Here is a 19,184-nt window from a genome sequence, read left to right on the forward strand (position 1 = left end):
GGGTCTGATACCCGCGAAAGCCTCAACGCTACCAGGATCGCCCCCAGGTGGCAGTGGCACGCGTCTCAACCCCCGCTCAGCGCCTGTACGTCGGCGTACGCCGGTGTGGGCCCCGCCGGTGCGCGCCCCTCCCGGACCGCGGTGAGCGCCTCGGCGGCGGCGCCCAGCGCACGCCGGTAGAGCAGGGAGCCGAGGCTGATCCGGCGCACGCCGAGGGCGGTGAGGTCGGGGACGGTGGGTCCGGTGGGCGAGTAGAGGACGTTGAGCGGGAGGTCACCCGAGGCGCCGAGGGCGCGCACCAGCGCGGCGATGGCGGCGGGGTCGGCCAGCCCGGGCACGAAGACACCGTCGGCGCCCGCCGCACCGTAGGCGCGGAGGCGGGCGAGGGTGCCGGTGCCGTCGCCGAGCCAGTACGTGTCCGTGCGGGCGTTGACGAAGAGTCCCGGCGCGGCGGCCTTCACGGCGGCGATCTTCTCGGCGTGCCGGTCGGCGGACCCGAGCCGGTCCTCCAGGTTGATCCCGGCCGCCCCCACGGCCCACAGCTCGCGGGCGAAGGCGGCGACCTCGGCGGGGTCGTCGCTGAAGCCGTCCTCCGCGTCCACGGAGAGCGCGAAGGGCGCCGACCCGAGGCCGAGGGCCAGCCGCAGGGTCTCGTCGCGGGTGGCGGCGGCCCCGTCGGGCAGTCCGGCCGCGGCGGCGACCCCGAGGCTGGTGGTGCCGACCGCCGCGAACCCCTGCGCGGCGAGCAGTCGGGCGGAGGCGTGGTCCCAGGCGTTGGGCAGCAGCAACGGGGCGCCGGTGCGGTGGAGTGCGGCGAAGTCGGTCATGCCGGGGACGTTACGGGCGTGCGGGTTCGGTACCGGCCGAAGTGTCGTGGCCGGGGCGGGGCAGCACGGTCGGGGCGTCGGGGTCCGGGTGGAAGCGGAAGCGGGCGGGTGGGCCGTCCGCCCACCGCACGCACAGCCCCGTGCCCTCCTCCACGACCACCGACACCAGCTCCGCGAGCGGCGACGGCTCCGGTTCCGCGGTGAGCCTGGCGACGGCGGCGAAGGGGCCCGGGGCGGTGGTGAGGACGCCGGTGAGGGTGTCGTCGAGCAGGTGCGCGGGGACGATCTCGGCCCGGGTCGTCCCCGCCGCCCCGGTGTCCCAGCCACGGACCCGGATCGCCGTCCCCGCGGGCGCCCCGCTCACCCAGAAGGCCCGTACCTCCACCGCGCCCCGGGCCACCACCAGGCTGACCACCCGCGCCCCGCCGCCCGTCCGGTGCCGGGAGGCCGCCCACCCCTCCCCCACGCCCAGCGGCTCGATGCCGGTGCGGCCGGCGTCGCCGCCGACGGCCACGCTGTTGTCGTACGACGGTGTCGGCGTCGTCGTGGTCGAGTAGGCGAGGCGGGTGTAGTGGGGGTCGTAGCGGACGTCCTCGCTGCCGTGGTTGTGGAGGCGGACGACGCCGTCCGAACGGGTGGACTGGAGCAGCCAGTTGGGGGCGCGCAGCGGCGTGACCGCGTCGGCGCGCTCGGCGGGGCCGGGTTGTTCGGGGGCCGTCCAGACCTCGTGCCCCGGGGGGAGGAGCAGGCCGAGGAAGCCCTTGCTGGCCCAGTAGGGGGAGGCGGGTCCCGAGTAGCCCTGCAGGACGGTCGGGTCGGGGCCGTGCCAGCCGAGGGTGAGCAGGCCGCGGTCGTCGACGGCGCCCCGGTCGAGGAAGTGCCTGAGGGCGCCGGAGGCCAGGCGGCGGGTCTCGCCGGCCGGCAGCGGGGTGTGGCCGGTGAGCGCGCCCAGCCAGAGCGGGGCGGTGGTGGCGAACCGGTAGGTGAGGGAGCGGCCCTGGTGCAGGGGGGCGCCGTCGCCGCCGAACAGGCGGGCGTAGTCGGTGAGGTGGCGGGCGAGGCGGCGGCCGTAGTGGTCGAGGAGGGCGGGGTCGTCGGCGAGCCAGGCGTGCAGGACCGGGTAGAGGTGCAGGGCCCAGCCGTTGTAGTAGTCGAACGTGCGGCCGTCGCCGTCGGTGTACCAGCCGTCGCCGACGTACCACCGCTCGACGCGGGCGAGGCCGTGGTCGACGGCGGCACGTGCGCGGTCGGGTGCGCAGCCGACCGCGTCCAGGAAGCCGCCGACGGTCACCGGGAACAGCTCCCAGTTGCAGGGCCAGGGCTCGGCGGTGAGCGCGTCGGCCAGCCAGGCGGCCGCCCGCTGCCGTACGGCGTCCGGCAGGCGGTCCCACAGCAGCGGGCGGGTGAGGCGCAGCGCGAGGGCGATGGACGCCGCCTCGACGAGCGGCTGGCCGCGGTCCTCGATCCGGGGCCAGGCGCCGGAGACCCCGGCGGCGAGACCGTCGGCGTACCGGGCGAGGACCTTCTCGTCCTGGCGGAAGGCGGCCAGCAGCAGGGTGCGGGCATAGCCTTCCAGGCCGTCGGAGAGGCGTCCTGACCAGCTGGTGTGGTCGCCGGGCAGGTGGTAGAGGGCGCGGTCGGGGGTGGCGTACGGCTCGACGGCGGCGAGCAGGGCGTCGGCGGCGGCCTCCCAGTGGGCGCGGGTGTAGCCGGTGTACGGGCTGAGGGCTCGGTCGTCGGGGGGCAGGTCCATCGGCGGGTCCTTTCCGGCGGAGTCCTTGCGGCGGGGCCTGGGGCGCCCCGGTTCCGGTCGGGACGCCCCAGGGGCTCATCCCAGCCGTACCAGACCCGGGGGTACCAGTCGCTGGGCGAGGAGTTCGTTTCGGACGAGGCCCGCGTGGACCGTGGCGCCGTGCTGGGAGGTGTGGGTGTTGTCGCGCTTCTCGTCGTAGAGGTACCGGGACGTGGAGCCCTGGACGCCGAGCGACTCGACGACGTCCCTGGTGCGGGCGGTGAGGTCGAGGTCAACGGATCGCGTGCGACCGGTACCGGCCAGAACGCCCGGGCACCGCCGCCGTCTACGGTCGTAGGCATGACCGGTGACCACCCCACCTCCCCCGCCCTGGCGGACGCCCTCGCGGCCGGGACGGTCGTGCTCGACGGGGGCATGTCCAACCAGCTGCGGGCGCAGGGCCACGACCTGGCCGACGGGCTGTGGTCGGCACGGCTGCTGCTGTCGGAGCCCGAGGCGGTGACCCGGGCGCACCTCGCCTACTACGAGGCGGGCGCGGACGTGGCGATCACCGCCAGCTACCAGGCCACCTTCGAGGGCTTCGCCCGGCACGGCGTCGGCCGCGGGCGCGCCGCGGAACTGCTCACGCTGAGCGTGACGGTGGCGCGGGAGGCGGCCCGGCGGGCGCGGCTGCGGGGCGCCGTCCGCCCGCTGTGGGTGGCGGCGTCGGCGGGACCGTACGGGGCGATGCTCGCGGACGGCTCCGAGTACCGGGGGCGGTACGGACTCACCGTCGCCGAGCTGGAGCGTTTCCACCGGCCGCGCCTGGAGGTGCTGGCCGCCGCCGGGCCCGACGTGCTGGCGCTGGAGACGGTCCCGGACACCGACGAGGCCACGGCACTGCTGCGCGCGGTGCGCGGGCTCGGGGTCCCGGCCTGGCTGTCGTACACCGTCGACGGCGACCGGACCCGGGCCGGGCAGCCGCTGGTGGACGCCTTCGCGCTGGCGGCGGAGGTGGACGAGGTGATCGCGGTCGGCGTCAACTGCTGCGCCCCGCGGGACGCGGACCACGCCGTCGCCACGGCGGCCCGGGTGACGGGCAAGCCGGTCGTCGTCTACCCCAACAGCGGCGAGACCTGGGACGCGGCGACGCACGGCTGGCGCGGTCCGGCCACCTTCACGCCGGAGCGGGTGCTGGGGTGGCGGGCGGCGGGGGCGCGCCTGGTCGGGGGGTGCTGCCGGGTGGGGCCGGGGACGATCGGGGCGGTCGCGGGGGTGCTGGCGGGCGGGTGACGGGGGAGCGACGCTCCGGACGTCCCCCGCGCGACGGGGCCCCCGGTCACTACCTCCGTCCCTCAGCCCAGGAGCTGCCGGATCGCCGCCACCACGGCGTCGCCCGTCTCCTGGACGACCGTCCCCGCGACGAGGGCGGGCAGGGCGCGGGCCGCCACGCGCAGGGTGGGGCCGAAGCCCTCGCTCTCCGGGGTGTCCAGGGCGCCCGCCAGCACCGCCGTCTCGTCGCGCAGGGCCTCCGGGTCGGGCAGCGCGTCCCGGACCAGCCGGAGCAGCCGGGCCTCGGCCCACGGCGTCGGGTCGCCCACCTTGGCCGGGCGCGTGTAGAGGGCCGTACAGAGGGACCGGGTGACGTCGGAACCCGCCGTGTACGGCAGGGACTCGCCCACCGCTGACTCCCTGGTCCGCATCCCTGGCCGCTCCCCCGGTCCGGCGTGAGTGGTACCCGGGGCGTCTTCACCTCACCGGCCTCGGTCGCGCCATACCCCCACCGCGTCCGGTCGGGGTCGGCGACGTGGGATGGCCGGAAGCTGCCGCGTTCCCCACAGGGGCGCCCGGGGGATCCACCCCCGCGCCTCAGCCGGGGGGCCGGGCGTAGATCCGGGCGAGTTCCGTCACCGTGGCGGAGACCGCGCGGCGCAGTTCCGGTGGGGCGACCACCTCCACGTCGGCGCCGAGGCGCAGCAGTTCGCCGTGGGCGTGCGCGGTGCTCTCGGTCGGGATGACCGCCTCGACCCAGCCCTCGTCGCCGACCGCGACGGCGGTGGCGTCGACCGCGCGGACGACCTCCGGGGCGACGTTGTCGGGCAGGCGCCGCCGTCCGCGCGGGGAGAGCCGGACGGTGGCGGTGCCGGTGAAGCGGCGGGCCTCGAAGTCGTCGCGGTACGCCGCCCAGTGGGCGCGCAGGTCGAAGCCGTCCGGCCGCTCGAAGCGGTCGTCGGTGAGCCGGGCGTCGAGGAACCGCGCGGTCCGGTAGGTCGCCACTCCGCGGTCGGTGGCGGCGACGACGTACCAGGCACCGGACTTGAGGACCAGGCCGTAGGGGCGCAGCCGCCGGTCGACCTCGTGCGGCTCCCGCCATCTGCGGTACCGCGCCGCCACCGTACGGCGGTTGAGCACCGCGTCGACGAACAGCCGCAGGTACGGCGTCTCCTCGGGCTCCCGGTACCAGCCGGGGGCGTCCACGTGCAGCACCGACGCCGTGCGCGCCGCCGCCTCCCGCAGTCCGGTCGGCAGCGCCGCGAGCAGCTTCAGCCGCGCCGCCGCGACGTCCGCCGCGAGCCCCAGGTCGGCGGCGGGTTCCGGCAGCCCGGCGAGGAACAGGGCCCCCGCCTCGCCCTCCGTCATGCCGGTCAGACGGGTGCGCCAGCCGTCGACGAGCCGGTAGCCGCCGCCCGGTCCGGGCTCCGCGTACAGCGGCACCCCGGCCCGCTGGAGCCGCCCGAGGTCGCGGTAGACGGTCCGCACGGACACGCCGAGTTCGTCGGCGATGCCCCGCGCGGGGACACGGCCACGGGATTGCAGCAACAGCAGCAGCGAGAGGAGTCGCCCGGCGGACATGCCCGCATTCTCCTCGGCTTCCCACCGGAAACACTGACAGCACCTGTCACACCCCCCGCCTAGCGTCGGGGCACCCGCGTCAGACAGGAGCCCACCGTGCCCGAGGTCCGCCACCCCGCCGTGATCGAGCTGCGGCAGTACACCCTGCGTCCCGGCCGGCGCGCCGCACTCGTCGAGCTGTTCGACCGGGAGTTCGTCGAGACGCAGGAGGCGGCCGGGATGACCGTGCTGGGCCAGTTCCGGGACCTCGACGACCCCGACCGCTTCGTCTGGCTGCGCGGCTTCCCGGACATGGCGGTACGGCACACCGCGCTGGCCTCCTTCTACGGCGGCCCCGTGTGGGCCGAGCACGGGCCGCGCGCCAACGCCACCATGGTCGACTCCGACGACGTCCTGCTGCTGCGCCCGCTGGACGCCGACACCGGCCCCGCCGTCTCCCCGGCGACCCGGCCGGGCCCCGGTGCCGCCGCGCCGGACCGGCTGGTGGCCGTCACCGTCTGGTCGTTCCCGCCGGGGCGGTCGGACGGGCCCACGCTGGTCCGGGACGGACTGGTGCCCGCCCTGCGCCGCACCGGGCCCGCGCCCCTCGCCGTGCTCGGCACCGAGACGGCCCCGAACACCTTCACCAGGCTGCCCGTCCGCACCGGCGAGAACGTCGTCGCGGTCCTCACCTCGTACCCGGACGACCGGGCCCGGAGGCGGCACGCGGCGGACCTGGCGGCGGACGCCCTCGCGCGGGACGCCGTCCTGCCCGGCCTGCAACGGGAGTCGGCGGCGGCCCCGCTGACGCTGCGGCTGACGCCCACCGGCCGCTCGCTGCTGCGCTAACGGAACCCGCTTGCCCCGCCCGGCGCCCGCCGCCTACCGTCGCCCCCGTGGTCGACGCGGTCTTCGGGCATCCACGGCTGGCGGCTTCCGCGACGTCCTCGACGGTGACCGGGACGACCTCGACGCGTACCTCGGCATGGCGGAGGAGTTCGGGGCGCGCCGGACCGGCCGGGCGGGAGTCGGTGTTCGTCGCCCGCAGGGACGGGGCGGGCGGTCAGCCGAACGTCACCGGGCCGCGCGGTGTGTCCAGGGTGTAGGCCATGCCCTCGGGGCCCCGCGTCAGGGGCAGTCCGGTGCCGAGGGCGGTGAGGATCCGGTGGATCTCCTCCGGGACGGGCGTGGTGGCCGACAGCTCCAGCAGCGGGGTTGTCGGCAGGCCCGCGGCGGTGGGGTGGGCCGACGTGCCCCAGTCGATGAGGAACGGCACCAGGCCCGAGGGGTGCGCCGACCCGGTCAGCCGCCAGCTGAGCAGGGCGCCGTCGGGGGTGCGGCGGCTCATCGCGTGCCCGGGGCCGGGGTCGTGGCCGCGGGTGCGGGCGGTGGCGATCGCGGCGTCCAGGTCGGTCGTGCGGACCGCCCAGCTCACCGTGCGCGGGCCGGTCAGCCCGTCCACGCCGAAGGGGCGCGGGCCGTCCGGGTCGGACTGCTCCGGGTCCGGTCCGATGATCTCCAGGTAGGCGGCTCCGCCCAGCCCCACCAGGTAGTTCCGGGTGCCGAGTCCGAGGTGGACGCCCCCCGGGGCGGGCGTCACGCCGGTACGGGCGGTGAAGTCGGCGACGGTGGCGGCCAGGTCGGGGGTCGCGAGGACGAGGTGGTCCAGAATCGCGGGCGTGGGATGCGACGGCTTCGTCGGATGCATCGGCTTCACCGGCGCGAGGCTATCGCAAGCCACCCCGCTGGAGGGAACGTCCGTACGGCAAGATGGGTGCCATGTCCCATGCCCAGCACGTCCGTTCGCCCTCCCGGAGGCCGCGCGCGTCGGCTCCGGCGCTCCTGCTGGCGGCCGTCGCGCTGCTCACCGGCTGCGGCCGCGAGACGGCGGCCGACGGGACCGGCGCCCCGCCCGCCGCCGACGGCACCGCCGACCCGCGCGAACTCGCCGACCGGGCCGGCGCGTTGGGCATCGCCCCGGAGCGCGTGTACGTCACCGACGCCCCCGGCTTCACCCTCGCGCGGCAGTCCGTCGGCGTCTCCGGCGACGACGGCTTCTCTGCGGCGTACTTCTCACAGCGCTCCGGCACCCACTTCACGCTCACCGTGGACCGCGGGTCGATGACCGCCGCGAGCTGTCCCGAGCAGCTGGTCGGCGACCAGACCGGCGGCCCGCCGGCGTGCGAGCGGGACGGCGCCGCCTGGTACCGCGACGCCGGCCTCCAGCACGAGTACGCCCTGTCGAGGGACGGCCAGCTGATCCGGCTGAGCGCCGACGCCGAGGTCCCGCGCGCCACCCTGCGCGCCGCCGCCGGCGCCGTGCACCGGCCGTCCGGCGAGGAACTCGACGCCCTCCTGCCGCCCGCGACCGGCGCCCGGCCCACCGCGCCGGTGGAACGCGGCGACCTGCCCCCGGAGGGCGACGGCGCCCCCGACAACGAGGTGGACGTCGGGGCACGGCCGCCCGACGCGGGCCCGGCGTCACGGCGGCCCGGGCGGTGACCGGCCCGTTCGGCCCACGCCTCCCGTGGCCGGGCCGGGCGGCCCATGAGCCAAAGGCACCAATCGCCCCCACCAGCGTGCCGAGCGGGTCGCTCAGCCGCGCGGGGGTGCCGTGCTCTCCCGTTCCACCAGGCGGGTCGAGAGTTCGGTGCGGGTGCTCTCCGGGCGGTCGCCGTCCATCATCCGGACCAGCAGGCGGAGCGCGGTCGCGGCCATCTCCGCGAGCGGCTGGCGGACGGTGGTGAGCGGCGGCGCCGCCCAGCGGGCCTCGGGGAGGTCGTCGAAGCCGACCACGCTGATGTCGACGGGGACCCGCAGACCCCGCTCGGCCAGCGCCTCGTAGACGCCGAGCGCCATCCGGTCCGAGCAGACGAAGACGGCCGTCGGCGGCTCCGGGAGGTCGAGCAGTTCGTGCGTACGGCGGCGGGCCCCGGCCTCCTCGGAACCGGCGTGCAGCACGTACTCCGGGCGGTGCCCGATCCCCGCCGACGTCAGCGCCGAACGGTACCCGGCGATCCGCGCCCCGCCGCCCGGCGCGCGCCGGGGCCCGGCGACGACGGCGACGCGCTGGTGGCCGAGGGCCAGCAGGTGCTCGGTCGCGGTGACGCCGCCCTGCCAGTTCGCCGCGCCCACCGAGACGACGCCCGGCGGGACGTCCCCCGCCGGGTCGATCATCACGAAGGGGATGCGGTGCTGCTCCAGCCAGGCGTACTGCGCCTCGGTCAGCTCGGCCAGGTTGAACAGCACGCCCGCCGAACCGCGCACGGTGAACTTGTCCAGCCAGCCGCGCTCCGGACGGCCCGGGCGGGCGCGCGCCAGCCCCGCCGACACCACGATCTCCAGCCCGGCGTCGTACGCCGCCTGCTCCACACCCCGCAGCACCGCGCCCGACCAGGAGCTGTCCAGGGAGTGCACGACCACGTCGACCAGCTTCGGCGCCCGGGCCGCGTCGAAGCGGGGTCTGCGGACGTAGCCGAGCCGGTCCAGCGCTTCGGTGACCCGGCGCCGGGTCTCGGGGGCGACGTCCTCGCGGCCGTTGACCACCTTGGACGCCGTCGGCACCGACACCCCGGCCTCGCGGGCGACGACCGCCAGCGTCGGCCCCGCGGCCGGTGCGCTCGGACTCCCCGTACGGACCATCGGGAACCACCTCTCCGGCCCGCCCGAGGGCCTTCGGGACAGAAAGCGCTTCCTACTCGTGATCTCCACCCTAGGCATGAGGCGACGTCACGGGAAGACAACGGGCCGACGGACGACCGAGGGAGGGCGTGGCGGGGTCGGGAACCTGGCGGCTTCGACGCGTCCGCCCCGAATGTCCCCCTGCTTGACACCGCGTCGAGCGAATGACTAGAAACCCCGGGCCGCTGCAAACGGCCCCGTACGGGCGGTTCGCTCGCGCCCCGTACCGCCGTCTGGAAGGCCCCACCGCCGTGTCGATGCCCCCGCCGTCATCTCCGCCGCCCTCCGGGGACGGGGCGCAGCCGCCCCCGTACCCGGGCGGCTGGTACGACGGACCGCCCGGCGCCGGGCAGGACGGCTGGCCCGGCGGCGGCACCCCCTACTGGCCCCCGCAGGCGCCCCCGCCCGTCCCGCCCCTGAACCCCTTCGCGGTCGTCGCCCTGGTGACCTCGCTGGCGTGCCTCGCCCCGCTGGGGCTGGTGTTCGGTGTCGTGGCGCTGCGGCAGATCGCGCGGCGCGGGGAGCGCGGCAAGGGGCTGGCGATCGCGGGGCTCTCCGTCTCCGGCGCCGTCCTCCTGCTGGCCGCCGTCATCTTCCCGACGGTCGACTTCCGGGTGTGGACGCCGCCCGCGCGGGACGACGGCGGCCAGGTCACCGAGGCGGGCTGGACCACCCTCGACCGGCTGGAGCCCGGCGACTGCTTCACCCCGCGCGACGCGCTGCCCGAGGAGGGCACGCCGTCCCTGGACGACACGTCCGTGCGGGTCGTCCCCTGCGACCGGCCGCACCGCGCGGAGGCGTACGCCTCGTTCGCCCTCGACGACGAGGGGACGTTCCCCGGCCGGGAGCGGCTCACGGAGGCCGCGAGACCCCGCTGCGGCGAGCTGTACCTGGAATACTCCCTCGACCCCCTCGCCTTCGGACCGCTCCAGACCTACTTCTTCCACCCGGACCCCAGCGGCTGGCGGGACGGCTGGCGCACGGTCCTGTGCTGGGTCACCCGGCCGGGCGGCGCCGACCTGGACTTCTCCGTACGACGGGACGCGGCCGACCTCGACCCCGCGCAGGCGTCGTTGCTCACCGCGCTGAAGCCGCTCAACGTCGCCACCGTGCTCCAGCCCGCGCGGACACCCCGCGAGGACCTCGCCGGTGCCACCGCGTGGGCCGGGCGGATGGCGGAGGCGCAGGCCGAGACGGCCGACCTGCTGAAGGAGGCCGACCTGCCCGGCGCGGAGGAGCCCGCCGACCTGCTGGTGGCCGAGCTGGAGGCCGGTCTGCCGTACTGGCGGGCGGCGGCACGGGCGTCCGACGCCGACGCGTTCCTCGGGGAGCTGCGGTCCGTGCGGGAGCACACCGGGTCGGCGCACCTCACCCGCGTCCGCGAACTGCTGGACCTGCCCACGCCCGCCGCCGGCGGCGGGCAGGCCGACGGTCGGGTGCGGTACCGCGCGGGCTGAGCCGGGCCCGGGGCGGCCCCGTCAGGCGACCCGCGCGAGATCCTCGTAGCGCACGGCGTGGGCCGGTGGCAGCCCTGCGGCCAGGCGCTCCAGCTCGGTGACGACGATCAGGCCGAGCCGTTCCAGCTCGTTGCCGAGGGAGCCCGCGATGTGGGGCGTGAGGAAGACGTTGGGGAGGGTGTAGAGGGGCGAGTCGGCGGGCAGCGGCTCGGGTTCGGTGACGTCGAGGACGGCGGCGAGACGGCCGGAGACCAGTTCGTCGGTGAGGGCGTCGTGGTCGACGAGGGCGCCCCGCGAGGTGTTGACGAGCACCGCGCCGTCCCGGATCAGGGCGAGCCGTCGGCGGTCCAGCATGTGGCGGGTCGCGGGGACGTCGGGGGCGTGCAGGCTGACGATGTCGCTGCGGCGCAGCAGTTCGTCGAGGGGGAGGGGTTCAGCGCCGAGCGCGGCGGCCTCGGCGGCGGTCACGTAGGGGTCGTACAGCAGGACATGGAGGTCGTACGGCCGCAGCAGGTCGAGGAGTCGGCGGCCCACGCGGGAGGCGCCGACGACGCCGACGCGGCGGCCGAGGTTGCCGGTGGCGGCGGTCTGCGCCGGGGTCGGGTGGGTGTGCGTGGCGCGGAAGCGCTCCCGGTGCGTGAAGGCGTCCTTCCCGGCCAGCAGGATCATGGCGAGGGTGTACTCGGCGACGGGTACGGCGTTGCCGTGCGCCGCGCTGGAGACGCTGACGCCGTGCCGCCACAGCGCCTCGCCGACCAGGGAGCGGACGGAGCCCGCGGCGTGCAGGACGGCGCGCAGTGAGGGTGCGGCGGTGAGCGCGGCGGCGCCGAGGTGCGGGCAGCCCCAGCCGGTGACCAGTACCTCCGCGTGGGCCAGCGCGGCGGCGGCGCGCGGTTCCGTGAGGTCCTGGACGACGAGCCCGGGGTCGATGTCGGCCGCCTGCCGCAGCCGCGCCATGACGGACTCGGGGAAGAGCAGCGGGAGGTGCACCGGGTCCATGGCGAACACGGCCTTGAACAGCGGGGTGCGGGGCATGGGGCTCACCGTAGGGGGGCCGCCAGGTGGAGGCAACAGAGCCCGACGGGACCCGGTAGCGCGCGACGGGACGCAATACGGGGGCGTACCCGGGGATGCGGCGGAATACCTGCGCCCGGTGTGATGCTCTGGTGTGGAGAGTGCACGAGCGCGCCGAAGGGCTGGTGGACGGATGACGGCAGACGTGACGAACCCGTGGTCCGCACCGGTGGTCCGCACCCCGTACGGTGCGGTGCGCGGCCGGTACGAGGACGGGGTCGCCGTCTTCCGGGGCATCCCGTACGCCGCGGCGCCGTTCGGGCCGCGCCGCTTCCGGCCGCCCGTGCCTCCGGAGCCCTGGGACGGGGTGCGGGACGCGGGCGCCTTCGGGCCGACGGCGCCGAAACCGCCGTACTCGGAGGCGTTCGAGCGGTATCTCTCCGACCCGGTGGTGCCGGGCGACGGCTGTCTCAACCTGAACGTGTGGACGCCGGACCCCGGTGCGGGGGCCCGGCTGCCGGTCCTGGTCTGGCTGCACGGCGGTGCGCTGACGCGGGGGTCGTCCGCCGTGCCGGTGTACGACGGGCGGGCGTTCGCGCGCGACGGGGTGGTGCTGGTATCCGTCAACTACCGACTGGGGGTGGAGGGCTACGGGCTGTTCCCGGACGCTCCGGCCAACGCCGGGCTGCGCGACCAGCTGGCCGCGCTGACGTGGGTGCACGAGTCGATCGAGGCGTTCGGTGGCGACCCCGGCCGGGTGACGCTGGCCGGGCAGTCGGCGGGGGCGATCAGTACCGGCGCCCTGCTGGCGGCGCCACGGGCGCGGGGGCTGGTGCGGCGGGCGGTGCTCCAGAGCGGGCCGCCGGAGGCGTCGGACCGGGACAAGGTACGGCGGATGGTGCGCCGGATGGCCGCCCGGCTGAAGGTCCCGGCGACCGCCGAGGCCTTCGCGGCCGTCGACCGGGAGCAGTTGCTGCGGGCGCAGGCCGAGGTGGGGCGGCTGAGCAGCCCGGTACTCGGCGGGCCCGCCTTCGGGATCGTCGTCGACGGCGACCTGGTGCCCGGCGATCCGCTGGAGGCGCTGGCGGAGGGCGGGGCGGCACCGGGGGTCGACCTGCTGACGGGCTGGACGCGGGACGAGTACCGGCTCTGGCTGGTCCCCGGCGGGCTGCTGGAGCGCGTCGACCGGCTCGGCGCGGTCGCGCTCGCCGGTGCCATGGCCCGCTGCCGGTGCGGCCACGAGGTCCCGCGCGGCTACCGCGCCCTGCGGCCCGAGGCCGGTACGGCGGAGATCGTCGGCCAGCTGGTCACCGACCACCTGCTGCGGCTGCCGCTGCACCGGCTGGCGGACGGCCGCGCCGACGCCGCGTACGTGTACGAGTTCGCCTGGCCGTCCCTGCTGCCCGGCCTCGGCGCCTGCCACGCCCTGGAACTCGGCTTCGTCTTCGACACCGGCGAGGCCCCCGAGTCAGCCAGGCTCGCGGGCCGGGGCGCCCCTCGCGGCCTGGCCGACGCGATGCACGGCGCGTGGGTGCGGTTCGCGACGGACGGCGACCCGGGCTGGCGGCGCTGGGACCCGACCCACCCCGTCCAGGTCTTCGGCGACGGCGAGCCGCACGTCAGTTACGGCCCGCGCGACCGTGAACTCGCGCTGTGGACGACGGACTCCAAGACCACCGCGCCACCCGCCTCCGCGACGGCCACCGCGGCGACGGTCGCCGACGCGGAGGGTCCGGCCCGCGCCGCGGAACTACGAGCGGTCGTCCGCCGGCTGCGCCGCACCACCGGCGACCGGCGGTACTGAGGTGCCCGGTCAGGGGGCGCGCATGACGCTCCGGGGTTCCCCCGACCCCGGTGACGCCCGGCGGACTTGCGGTGGACGCGGTCAGGACCCCGGAGCCCTCAGGGCCCCGGGGTCCCGCCACCGTGGGTGGGTCACTGGAACTGTGCGAAGAACCTCCAGATCTCGCCCTTGGTCCAGGTGGTGACGCCGCTCTCGTCGGGCGAGCCGTCGACCGGACCGGGGATGTGGCCGCCGTCGAACGCGGCCCACTGGACCGGGTATCCGGCCCGGCAGCCCGAGTAGGTGGTGGTGACGTGCGTACGGCTGCCCGGCGCGGGTTCGCGCGGGGTCTGGGGCGTGCAGCCGTTGTTGGTGACGAACCTGTCGCGCAGCGAGCGTCCCTGCGCGATGTTGAGGACGGAGTCGCTGATGCCGTGGATGCCGAAGTAGGCGATGGGCTGACTACCGCCGTCGCACCCGCTGATCTGGGCGCCGGAGATGACGGCGACGGCCCGGAAGGCGTTGGCCCGGGCACACGCGAGGGCGTAGCTCATTCCGCCGCCCCAGCTGAAGCCCGTGGCGAAACGCTGCGCCGGGTTGACGCAGAGGGCGCCCTCGATCCGCCGGATCATGTCGTCGACGAAGGTGACGTCCTCCCCGCCCGTGTTGGCCCAGCCGTTGCCCAGGCCCTGGGGGGCGACGAGGATCGCGGTGTTGTTCGCCTGTTCCTGTTGGCCGTAGTAGGACCAGGCGGTGCCGCTCGTGCCGCCCGAGGCGACGTCGGTGGCGGTGCCGCCCCGCCAGTGGAAGGCGAAGATCAGCCGGTAGCGGTGGTTGTTGTCGTAGTTGTCGGGGACCCTGAGGATGAAGCTGCGGCTCTTGCCTCCGCTCTGGATCGTGTGCGTGCCGCTCGTCAGCGCCGGGGCGCTGCCGCAGCCGCCGCCCGCGGACGACAGCTCGACCAGCTGCCACTGCTGGTTGGCGCCGCCCCAGTCGGCGTACTGGACGACGCTGCCGCCGTCGGCGGTGGAGGCGCCCTGCACCTCCACCGCCTTGCCGCTGTCGCGGTTGATGAGCCGGACGTGGCCGGCGTCGGAGTCGGCCAGGCGGAACTGCTGGTTGGTCCCGTTGTGGTCGGTCCACTGCTGGATCGGGGCGCCGTCGGCGGTCGACGCCCCGGACACGTCGAGGACCTTGTCCGAGTGCCGGGCCTTGAGCCGGTAGAAGCCGCCACCCGAGTCCAGGAACTGCCACTGCTGGTTGGCTCCGTCGTGGCGTGTCCACTGGGTGACCCGCGCGCCGTCGGCGGTGGAGACGCCGGAGACGTCCAGCGCCTTGCCGCTGTTGCGGTTGACCAGGACGTACCAGGCGTCGGTGTCCACCGTCGCCTGGGCGTCCACCGCCGCCGCCTCGGCGGGGGGTGTGGTCGCCCGGGCTGGTCCGGTCGTCACCGCGACGAGCACGCCGGTCGCGAGGACCGCCGCCAGCGCGCCCGTGCACCGAGACCACCAGCGGTGTCTCGACGGGGAGCTGGGGGCAGCCGCGCCGTGGTGGGGCTTCATCGGCTCACTCCTTCGTCAGCGGGGTTCCGTCAGGTGCGGGTCCAGCGCTGGTTGCTGCCGCCGTGGCAGGAGTAGAGCTGGATCTGGGTGCCGTTGGCGGTGCCGTTGCCGGCGGCGTCGAGGCAGAGGCCGGACTGGACGCCGACGATGGAGCCGTCGGAGTTGAGGCGCCACTTCTGGTTGTCGCCGCCCCAGCAGCTGTAGATCTGGATCCTGGTGCCGTTGCCGGTGCCCCCGGCGTCCAGGCACTTGTTGCCGTAGACCCGCAGCTCACCGGCGTCGGTGTACGCCCACTGCTGGTTGGTGCCGGTGTTGCAGTCCCACAGCTGGACCTGGGTGCCGTCGGCGGTGTTGGAGTTGGGGACGTCGATGCAGCGGCCCGAGCCGACGCCCTTGATCTGTCCGCTGCCCTCGCCGCCTCCGGGCGGCGTGGTCGAACCGCCGTTGAGCGCGTTGAGGACGGAGGTGTAGGCGGCCTTCTTGCTGCCGTCGTTGTTGAACAGCAGCGGCGTGTCGCCCGAGCGCCAGGAGTCGCTGTCCCGCACGCCCCAGACGGTGATGCCGAGGCAGCGCGAGACGGCCAGGCAGTCGTTGGTCACGTTGGCGTACGTGGTGGGCGAGGCGCCCTGGATGTCGAGCTCGGTGATGGCCACGTCGACGCCGAGGGCGGCGAAGCTCTGCAGGGTGGTGCGGAAGTTGCTGTTGTACGGGCTGCCGCTGTTGAAGTGCGACTGGAAGCCGACGCAGTCGATCGGCACGCCGCGCTGCTTGAAGTCCCGGACCATGTTGTAGACGCCCTGCGTCTTGGCCCAGGTCCAGTTCTCGATGTTGTAGTCGTTGTAGCAGAGCTTGGCGGCCGGGTCCGCGGCGCGGGCGGTGCGGAAGGCGACCTCGATCCAGTCGTTGCCGGTGCGCTGGAGGTTGGAGTCGCGGCGGGCTCCGGAGCCGCCGTCGGCGAACGCCTCGTTCACCACGTCCCACTGGACGATCTTGCCCTTGTAGTGGGCCATCACGCCGTTGATGTGGTCGATCATCGCCTGGCGCAGGCTGCTGCCGCTGAGGTTCTGCATCCAGCCGGGCTGCTGCGAGTGCCAGGCCAGGGTGTGGCCGCGCACCTGCTTGCCGTTCTGCACCGCCCAGTTGTAGATGCGGTCGGCGGAGCTGAAGTTGAACTGGCCACGCTGCGGCTCGGTGGCGTCGATCTTCATCTCGTTCTCGGCCGTCACCATGTTGAACTCACGGCTGGCGATCGACGTGTACGCCGAGTCGCCCAGCTTGCCGGAGGCGATGGCGGTACCGAAGTAGCGGCCGCTCTGCGCCGCCGCGGCGCCGAGGGTGCTCTCGGCGGCGTGCGCCTTCGGCGGCGCGGCCAGGGAGCCGACCACGGCGAGGGCGCCGACGACCAGCGCCAGCAGCAAGCCACGAATCTTTCGATGGGTATCAAGTCCAGGAAGGGCGTAAGAGCCCATAGCTGTGCCTCCGAGGTAGGGGTCACGGAATGACGCGGCTGTGCAGGGAACTGCCGTGCAGCACAAGGCCTGTTCGGGGGTGACCATCGAGGTTCGTTCGAGGTCTCGAACCCCGGCCGGTCACCCAGAGATGGATGATTGAGGGATTGACGGTGGATCGTCAATACTCATCACAGAGAAAGTTTCCGTTCTCTTTCCGAATGTTTCGAAGCGCCACCGGAGCAGCGGGTGCCGGTGTCCGATTTCTTCAAGACGGGCCCCGCCGCCGTGCCTAGCGTGGAGCGCATGAGTACACGATTCGATGCCGTGGGACTGGTCGTCTCCGACATGGCCGCGTCCGTCGCCTTCTACCGTCGGCTCGGGGTGGAGTTCCCCGAGGGAGCGGCGGAGCAGCCGCACGCGGAGGGCGAACTGGGCGGCGGTGTGCGGTTGTTGCTGGACAGCGAGGAGAGCGTGCGGTCGTTCCGCCCGGGGTGGCGGGCGCCCGGCGGCAGCGGGCGGGCCTCGCTGGTGCTGCGCTGCGACGGGCCCGCTGAGGTGGACGCCGGGTACGAGCGGCTCGTGGGCGCCGGGTACCGGGGGGAGCTGAAGCCCTGGGACGCCGTCTGGGGGCAGCGGTACGCCGTGGTCCTCGACCCCGACGGCAACGGGGTGGACCTGTTCGCGCCGCTACCCGTCCCGGGCGGCGAGTAGGTCGCCCAGCGGCAGACCCGCCAACTCCCGCACGTCCCGGGCCAGGTGGGCCTGGTCGGCGTACCCCGCGCGGGTCGCCGTCTCCGCGAACGGGGTGCCCGCGCGGGCCAGTGACAGGGCGCGGCCGAGGCGCAGGATACGGGCCAGGGTCTTGGGGCCGTAGCCGAAGGCGGCCAGGCTGCGCCGGTGCAGCTGGCGTGCGCTGAGGTCCAGTTCGGTGGCCGTCGCGGCGACGGGGCGGCCCTCGGCCAGCGAGGTGACGATCCGCGCGGTCAGCGGGTCGGGCGGCGCTCCTTGCGCCGCGAGGCGCAGGGCGACGTCCTCCAGGCCCGTCGCCGGGTCCGTCCCGGCGTTCGCCCGGGCCGTGAGCCGGCGGACCCGCGCCGTCGGCCACAGGTCGGTGAGCGGCACCCGCTGGTCGCGCAGCGCGTGCGCGGGGACGCCGAGGTAGGCCGGTGCCGTACCGGGCGCGAAGCGGACGCCCGCCCAGCGGGTCGGGGCGCCGTCGGTGAGGTGGGCGCGGGTGTCCGGGCCCGCGACCAGGAGCGTGCCCTCGTGCCAGAGCAGGTCCATGCAGCCGTCGGGCAGGACGCGTCCCGCGTCGGCGCCGGACGGGGTGTTCGTCCAGACGACGGCGCCGGGCAGCCGCGACCGCCGTTCCGCGTACACGCCGACCAGGCTACGCCGCCCACGCGCGGTCCTCCGTCCCGACCGTCGGGAGCGCCACGCGCGGCCGTCCGGCCGCGCCACCCACGCGCGAGCCGCGGCCCCCCGGCCACGCGCCATGCCCTTCCAACCACCACGCCCGCGAGGCACGCGAGCCGCGGCCCCCCGCCACGCGCCGTGCCCTTCCCGGCCACCGCACCCGCGAGGCACACCCACCCCCTTCACACCCCCCGCCCCCGGTGCTCCTGCGGACTGACGCCGTAGACCCGTTTGAAGGCACCGGAGAGGGCGAACGCGCTGCCGTAGCCGACCCGGCGGGCGATGGCCTCCAGGGTGGCGTCCGTGTCGCGGAGCAGGTCGGCGGCGCGGGCCAGCCGCCAGTGGGTCAGGTACGTCATCGGGGGCTCGCCCACCAGGTCGTGGAAGCGGCGGGCCAGGGCCGCCCGGGACACCCCGGCCTTCGTGGCCAGCGCGGCCACCGTCCAGGGGTGCGCCGGGTCGTCCTGGAGCAGTCGCAGGGCCCGGCCCACCACGGGGTCGGACAGCGCCCGGTACCAGGCGGGCGGGTGGGCGTCGGGGCGGGCGAACCAGGCCCGCAAGCCCGCGATCACCAGCAGGTCCAGGAGCCGGTCCAGGACGACCTCCTGGCCGGGTTCGTCGCGGGCGACCTCCTCCGCGAGGAGCGGCGACAGCGGGCTGTTCCAGCCGTCCGCGGGCAGCGTCAGCAGCGGCGGCAGGGCGTCGAGGAGGCGCCTGCCGACCTCGCCGGGCCACAGGTAGGTGCCGATCAGCAGCGTGGTGGCGCCGTCGGGCCGGTCGCCCCAGGCGCGGACGCCCAGGTCCATCGAGCCGTTCAGGGGGCGGCCGTCGGGGTAGCGGCACTCGCCGCCCGGCAGGATCACGGCCTGCGGGGCGGTGCAGGGGTCGTCGACGCAGGTGTACGGGTCCGGGCCGCGCGCGATGGCGAGGTCGCCCGCGCGCAGCCGCAGCCGCTCCCCCGCGTCCCCGACGAGCCACATGTCGCCGCGGACCACCACCATCACCGTCAGCGGGGCGCGGTCCTCGACGCGCACGCCCCACGGCGGGTCGAAACACGCCCGGATCACGAAGGCACCACGCGCGCGTGGGCCCTCCAACAGGCCGGCAAGGGCGTCCATGGCGTCAGCGTAGACGCCCGCTTATGGGGCCGAGACGTTCGACGATGGGCTGGCGCGGGGCCCGTCGGTTGACTGGGGGCATGACGGAGAACACGCGGAACCAGACGGTCGTACAGGACAGGACACTCGTCGTCACCGGCGCGACCGGGCGGACCGGGCGGCGGGTCGTCGAGGCCGCGCGGGCGACCGGGTGGCGGGTGCGGGAGGCCTCCCGCACGCGGGGGTGCACGAGGTACGCCGCGTCGGCGCCGCGCAGGGTCTCCGCCCAGCTCTCCGGGGCGTCCCAGTCGAACCCCCGCGTGCAGATCGGA

17 protein-coding genes and 2 pseudogenes are annotated in these 19,184 nt (G+C 75.5%); 7 read left to right on the forward strand and 12 right to left on the reverse strand.

The window, feature by feature from the left end; genetic code table 11:
• Nucleotides 1-65: 65 nt before the first annotated feature.
• From ABZ659_RS22125 to ABZ659_RS22135, 3 genes and pseudogenes are all read right to left on the reverse strand, one after another.
• A complete protein-coding gene (locus ABZ659_RS22125) occupies nt 66-827 on the reverse strand; it encodes an isocitrate lyase/phosphoenolpyruvate mutase family protein (protein ID WP_360222659.1) in 762 nt (253 codons plus the stop codon).
• A gap of 10 nt (nt 828-837) precedes the next feature.
• Nucleotides 838-2,580 (reverse strand): DUF2264 domain-containing protein, encoded by a 1,743-nt coding sequence (locus ABZ659_RS22130; RefSeq protein WP_360222662.1) that lies wholly within the window; start codon nt 2,578-2,580, stop codon nt 838-840.
• Nucleotides 2,581-2,655: 75 nt separating this feature from the next.
• A pseudogene (locus ABZ659_RS22135) lies at nt 2,656-2,847 on the reverse strand (carbohydrate esterase); the annotation flags it as partial.
• A gap of 72 nt (nt 2,848-2,919) precedes the next feature.
• On the opposite strand from ABZ659_RS22135, the gene mmuM reads away from it, so the two are divergent.
• On the forward strand, nt 2,920-3,852 hold the full coding sequence (mmuM, locus tag ABZ659_RS22140; protein WP_360222665.1) for a homocysteine S-methyltransferase: 933 nt from the start codon (nt 2,920-2,922) through the stop codon (nt 3,850-3,852).
• A gap of 62 nt (nt 3,853-3,914) precedes the next feature.
• Here the strand turns inward: mmuM and ABZ659_RS22145 are convergent, their stop codons facing one another.
• Nucleotides 3,915-4,241, reverse strand: a complete 327-nt coding sequence (locus ABZ659_RS22145) for a hypothetical protein (protein WP_360222668.1) — start codon at nt 4,239-4,241, stop codon at nt 3,915-3,917.
• A 187-nt stretch (nt 4,242-4,428) separates the two neighbouring features.
• Nucleotides 4,429-5,412 carry a WYL domain-containing protein gene (locus tag ABZ659_RS22150; RefSeq protein ID WP_360222671.1) on the reverse strand — a complete coding sequence of 328 codons (984 nt, stop codon included), beginning with the start codon at nt 5,410-5,412 and terminating at the stop codon, nt 4,429-4,431.
• A 96-nt stretch (nt 5,413-5,508) separates the two neighbouring features.
• On the opposite strand from ABZ659_RS22150, the gene ABZ659_RS22155 reads away from it, so the two are divergent.
• On the forward strand, nt 5,509-6,240 hold the full coding sequence (locus ABZ659_RS22155; protein WP_360222674.1) for an NIPSNAP family protein: 732 nt from the start codon (nt 5,509-5,511) through the stop codon (nt 6,238-6,240).
• A gap of 214 nt (nt 6,241-6,454) precedes the next feature.
• Here ABZ659_RS22155 and ABZ659_RS22160 read toward each other — a convergent pair whose 3' ends face one another.
• Complete coding sequence (locus tag ABZ659_RS22160; protein ID WP_360222722.1) at nt 6,455-7,099, reverse strand: VOC family protein; 645 nt, start codon at nt 7,097-7,099, stop codon at nt 6,455-6,457.
• Between the two features lie 71 nt (nt 7,100-7,170).
• Between ABZ659_RS22160 and ABZ659_RS22165 the strand changes: the two genes are divergently transcribed.
• Nucleotides 7,171-7,893, forward strand: a complete 723-nt coding sequence (locus ABZ659_RS22165) for a hypothetical protein (protein ID WP_360222677.1) — start codon at nt 7,171-7,173, stop codon at nt 7,891-7,893.
• 93 nt (nt 7,894-7,986) lie between these two features.
• Here ABZ659_RS22165 and ABZ659_RS22170 read toward each other — a convergent pair whose 3' ends face one another.
• Nucleotides 7,987-9,033, reverse strand: coding sequence for a substrate-binding domain-containing protein (locus ABZ659_RS22170; RefSeq protein ID WP_360222680.1), 1,047 nt, complete (start codon nt 9,031-9,033; stop codon nt 7,987-7,989).
• A 296-nt stretch (nt 9,034-9,329) separates the two neighbouring features.
• On the opposite strand from ABZ659_RS22170, the gene ABZ659_RS22175 reads away from it, so the two are divergent.
• Nucleotides 9,330-10,529, forward strand: a complete 1,200-nt coding sequence (locus ABZ659_RS22175; RefSeq protein WP_360222725.1) for a DUF4190 domain-containing protein — start codon at nt 9,330-9,332, stop codon at nt 10,527-10,529.
• 21 nt (nt 10,530-10,550) lie between these two features.
• Here the strand turns inward: ABZ659_RS22175 and ABZ659_RS22180 are convergent, their stop codons facing one another.
• Nucleotides 10,551-11,564: a hydroxyacid dehydrogenase gene (locus ABZ659_RS22180; RefSeq protein ID WP_360222683.1), complete on the reverse strand. Its 1,014-nt coding sequence runs from the start codon at nt 11,562-11,564 to the stop codon at nt 10,551-10,553.
• Nucleotides 11,565-11,736: 172 nt separating this feature from the next.
• Here ABZ659_RS22180 and ABZ659_RS22185 point away from each other — a divergent pair, with 172 nt between their 5' ends.
• Nucleotides 11,737-13,347 carry a carboxylesterase family protein gene (locus ABZ659_RS22185; RefSeq protein WP_360222686.1) on the forward strand — a complete coding sequence of 537 codons (1,611 nt, stop codon included), beginning with the start codon at nt 11,737-11,739 and terminating at the stop codon, nt 13,345-13,347.
• Between the two features lie 131 nt (nt 13,348-13,478).
• Here ABZ659_RS22185 and ABZ659_RS22190 read toward each other — a convergent pair whose 3' ends face one another.
• Both ABZ659_RS22190 and ABZ659_RS22195 read right to left on the reverse strand, forming a co-directional pair.
• Nucleotides 13,479-14,888 carry an RICIN domain-containing protein gene (locus ABZ659_RS22190; RefSeq protein WP_360222689.1) on the reverse strand — a complete coding sequence of 470 codons (1,410 nt, stop codon included), beginning with the start codon at nt 14,886-14,888 and terminating at the stop codon, nt 13,479-13,481.
• 29 nt (nt 14,889-14,917) lie between these two features.
• Nucleotides 14,918-16,357, reverse strand: coding sequence for an endo-1,4-beta-xylanase (locus tag ABZ659_RS22195; protein ID WP_360222692.1), 1,440 nt, complete (start codon nt 16,355-16,357; stop codon nt 14,918-14,920).
• Nucleotides 16,358-16,642: 285 nt separating this feature from the next.
• Between ABZ659_RS22195 and ABZ659_RS22200 the strand changes: the two genes are divergently transcribed.
• Nucleotides 16,643-17,050 (forward strand): VOC family protein, encoded by a 408-nt coding sequence (locus ABZ659_RS22200; RefSeq protein WP_360222695.1) that lies wholly within the window; start codon nt 16,643-16,645, stop codon nt 17,048-17,050.
• Here the strand turns inward: ABZ659_RS22200 and ABZ659_RS22205 are convergent.
• Nucleotides 17,027-17,719, reverse strand: a complete 693-nt coding sequence (locus tag ABZ659_RS22205) for a helix-turn-helix domain-containing protein (RefSeq protein WP_360222698.1) — start codon at nt 17,717-17,719, stop codon at nt 17,027-17,029. The genes ABZ659_RS22200 and ABZ659_RS22205 overlap by 24 nt on opposite strands.
• Nucleotides 17,720-17,937: 218 nt before the next feature.
• Nucleotides 17,938-18,873 (reverse strand): AraC family transcriptional regulator, encoded by a 936-nt coding sequence (locus ABZ659_RS22210; RefSeq protein ID WP_360222701.1) that lies wholly within the window; start codon nt 18,871-18,873, stop codon nt 17,938-17,940.
• Between the two features lie 80 nt (nt 18,874-18,953).
• On the opposite strand from ABZ659_RS22210, the pseudogene ABZ659_RS22215 reads away from it, so the two are divergent.
• Nucleotides 18,954-19,184 (forward strand): annotated as a pseudogene (locus ABZ659_RS22215) (hypothetical protein); the annotation flags it as partial.

Origin of the sequence: Streptomyces sp. NPDC006997 (assembly GCF_040635175.1) — a bacterium.
Taxonomy (GTDB): domain Bacteria; phylum Actinomycetota; class Actinomycetes; order Streptomycetales; family Streptomycetaceae; genus Streptomyces.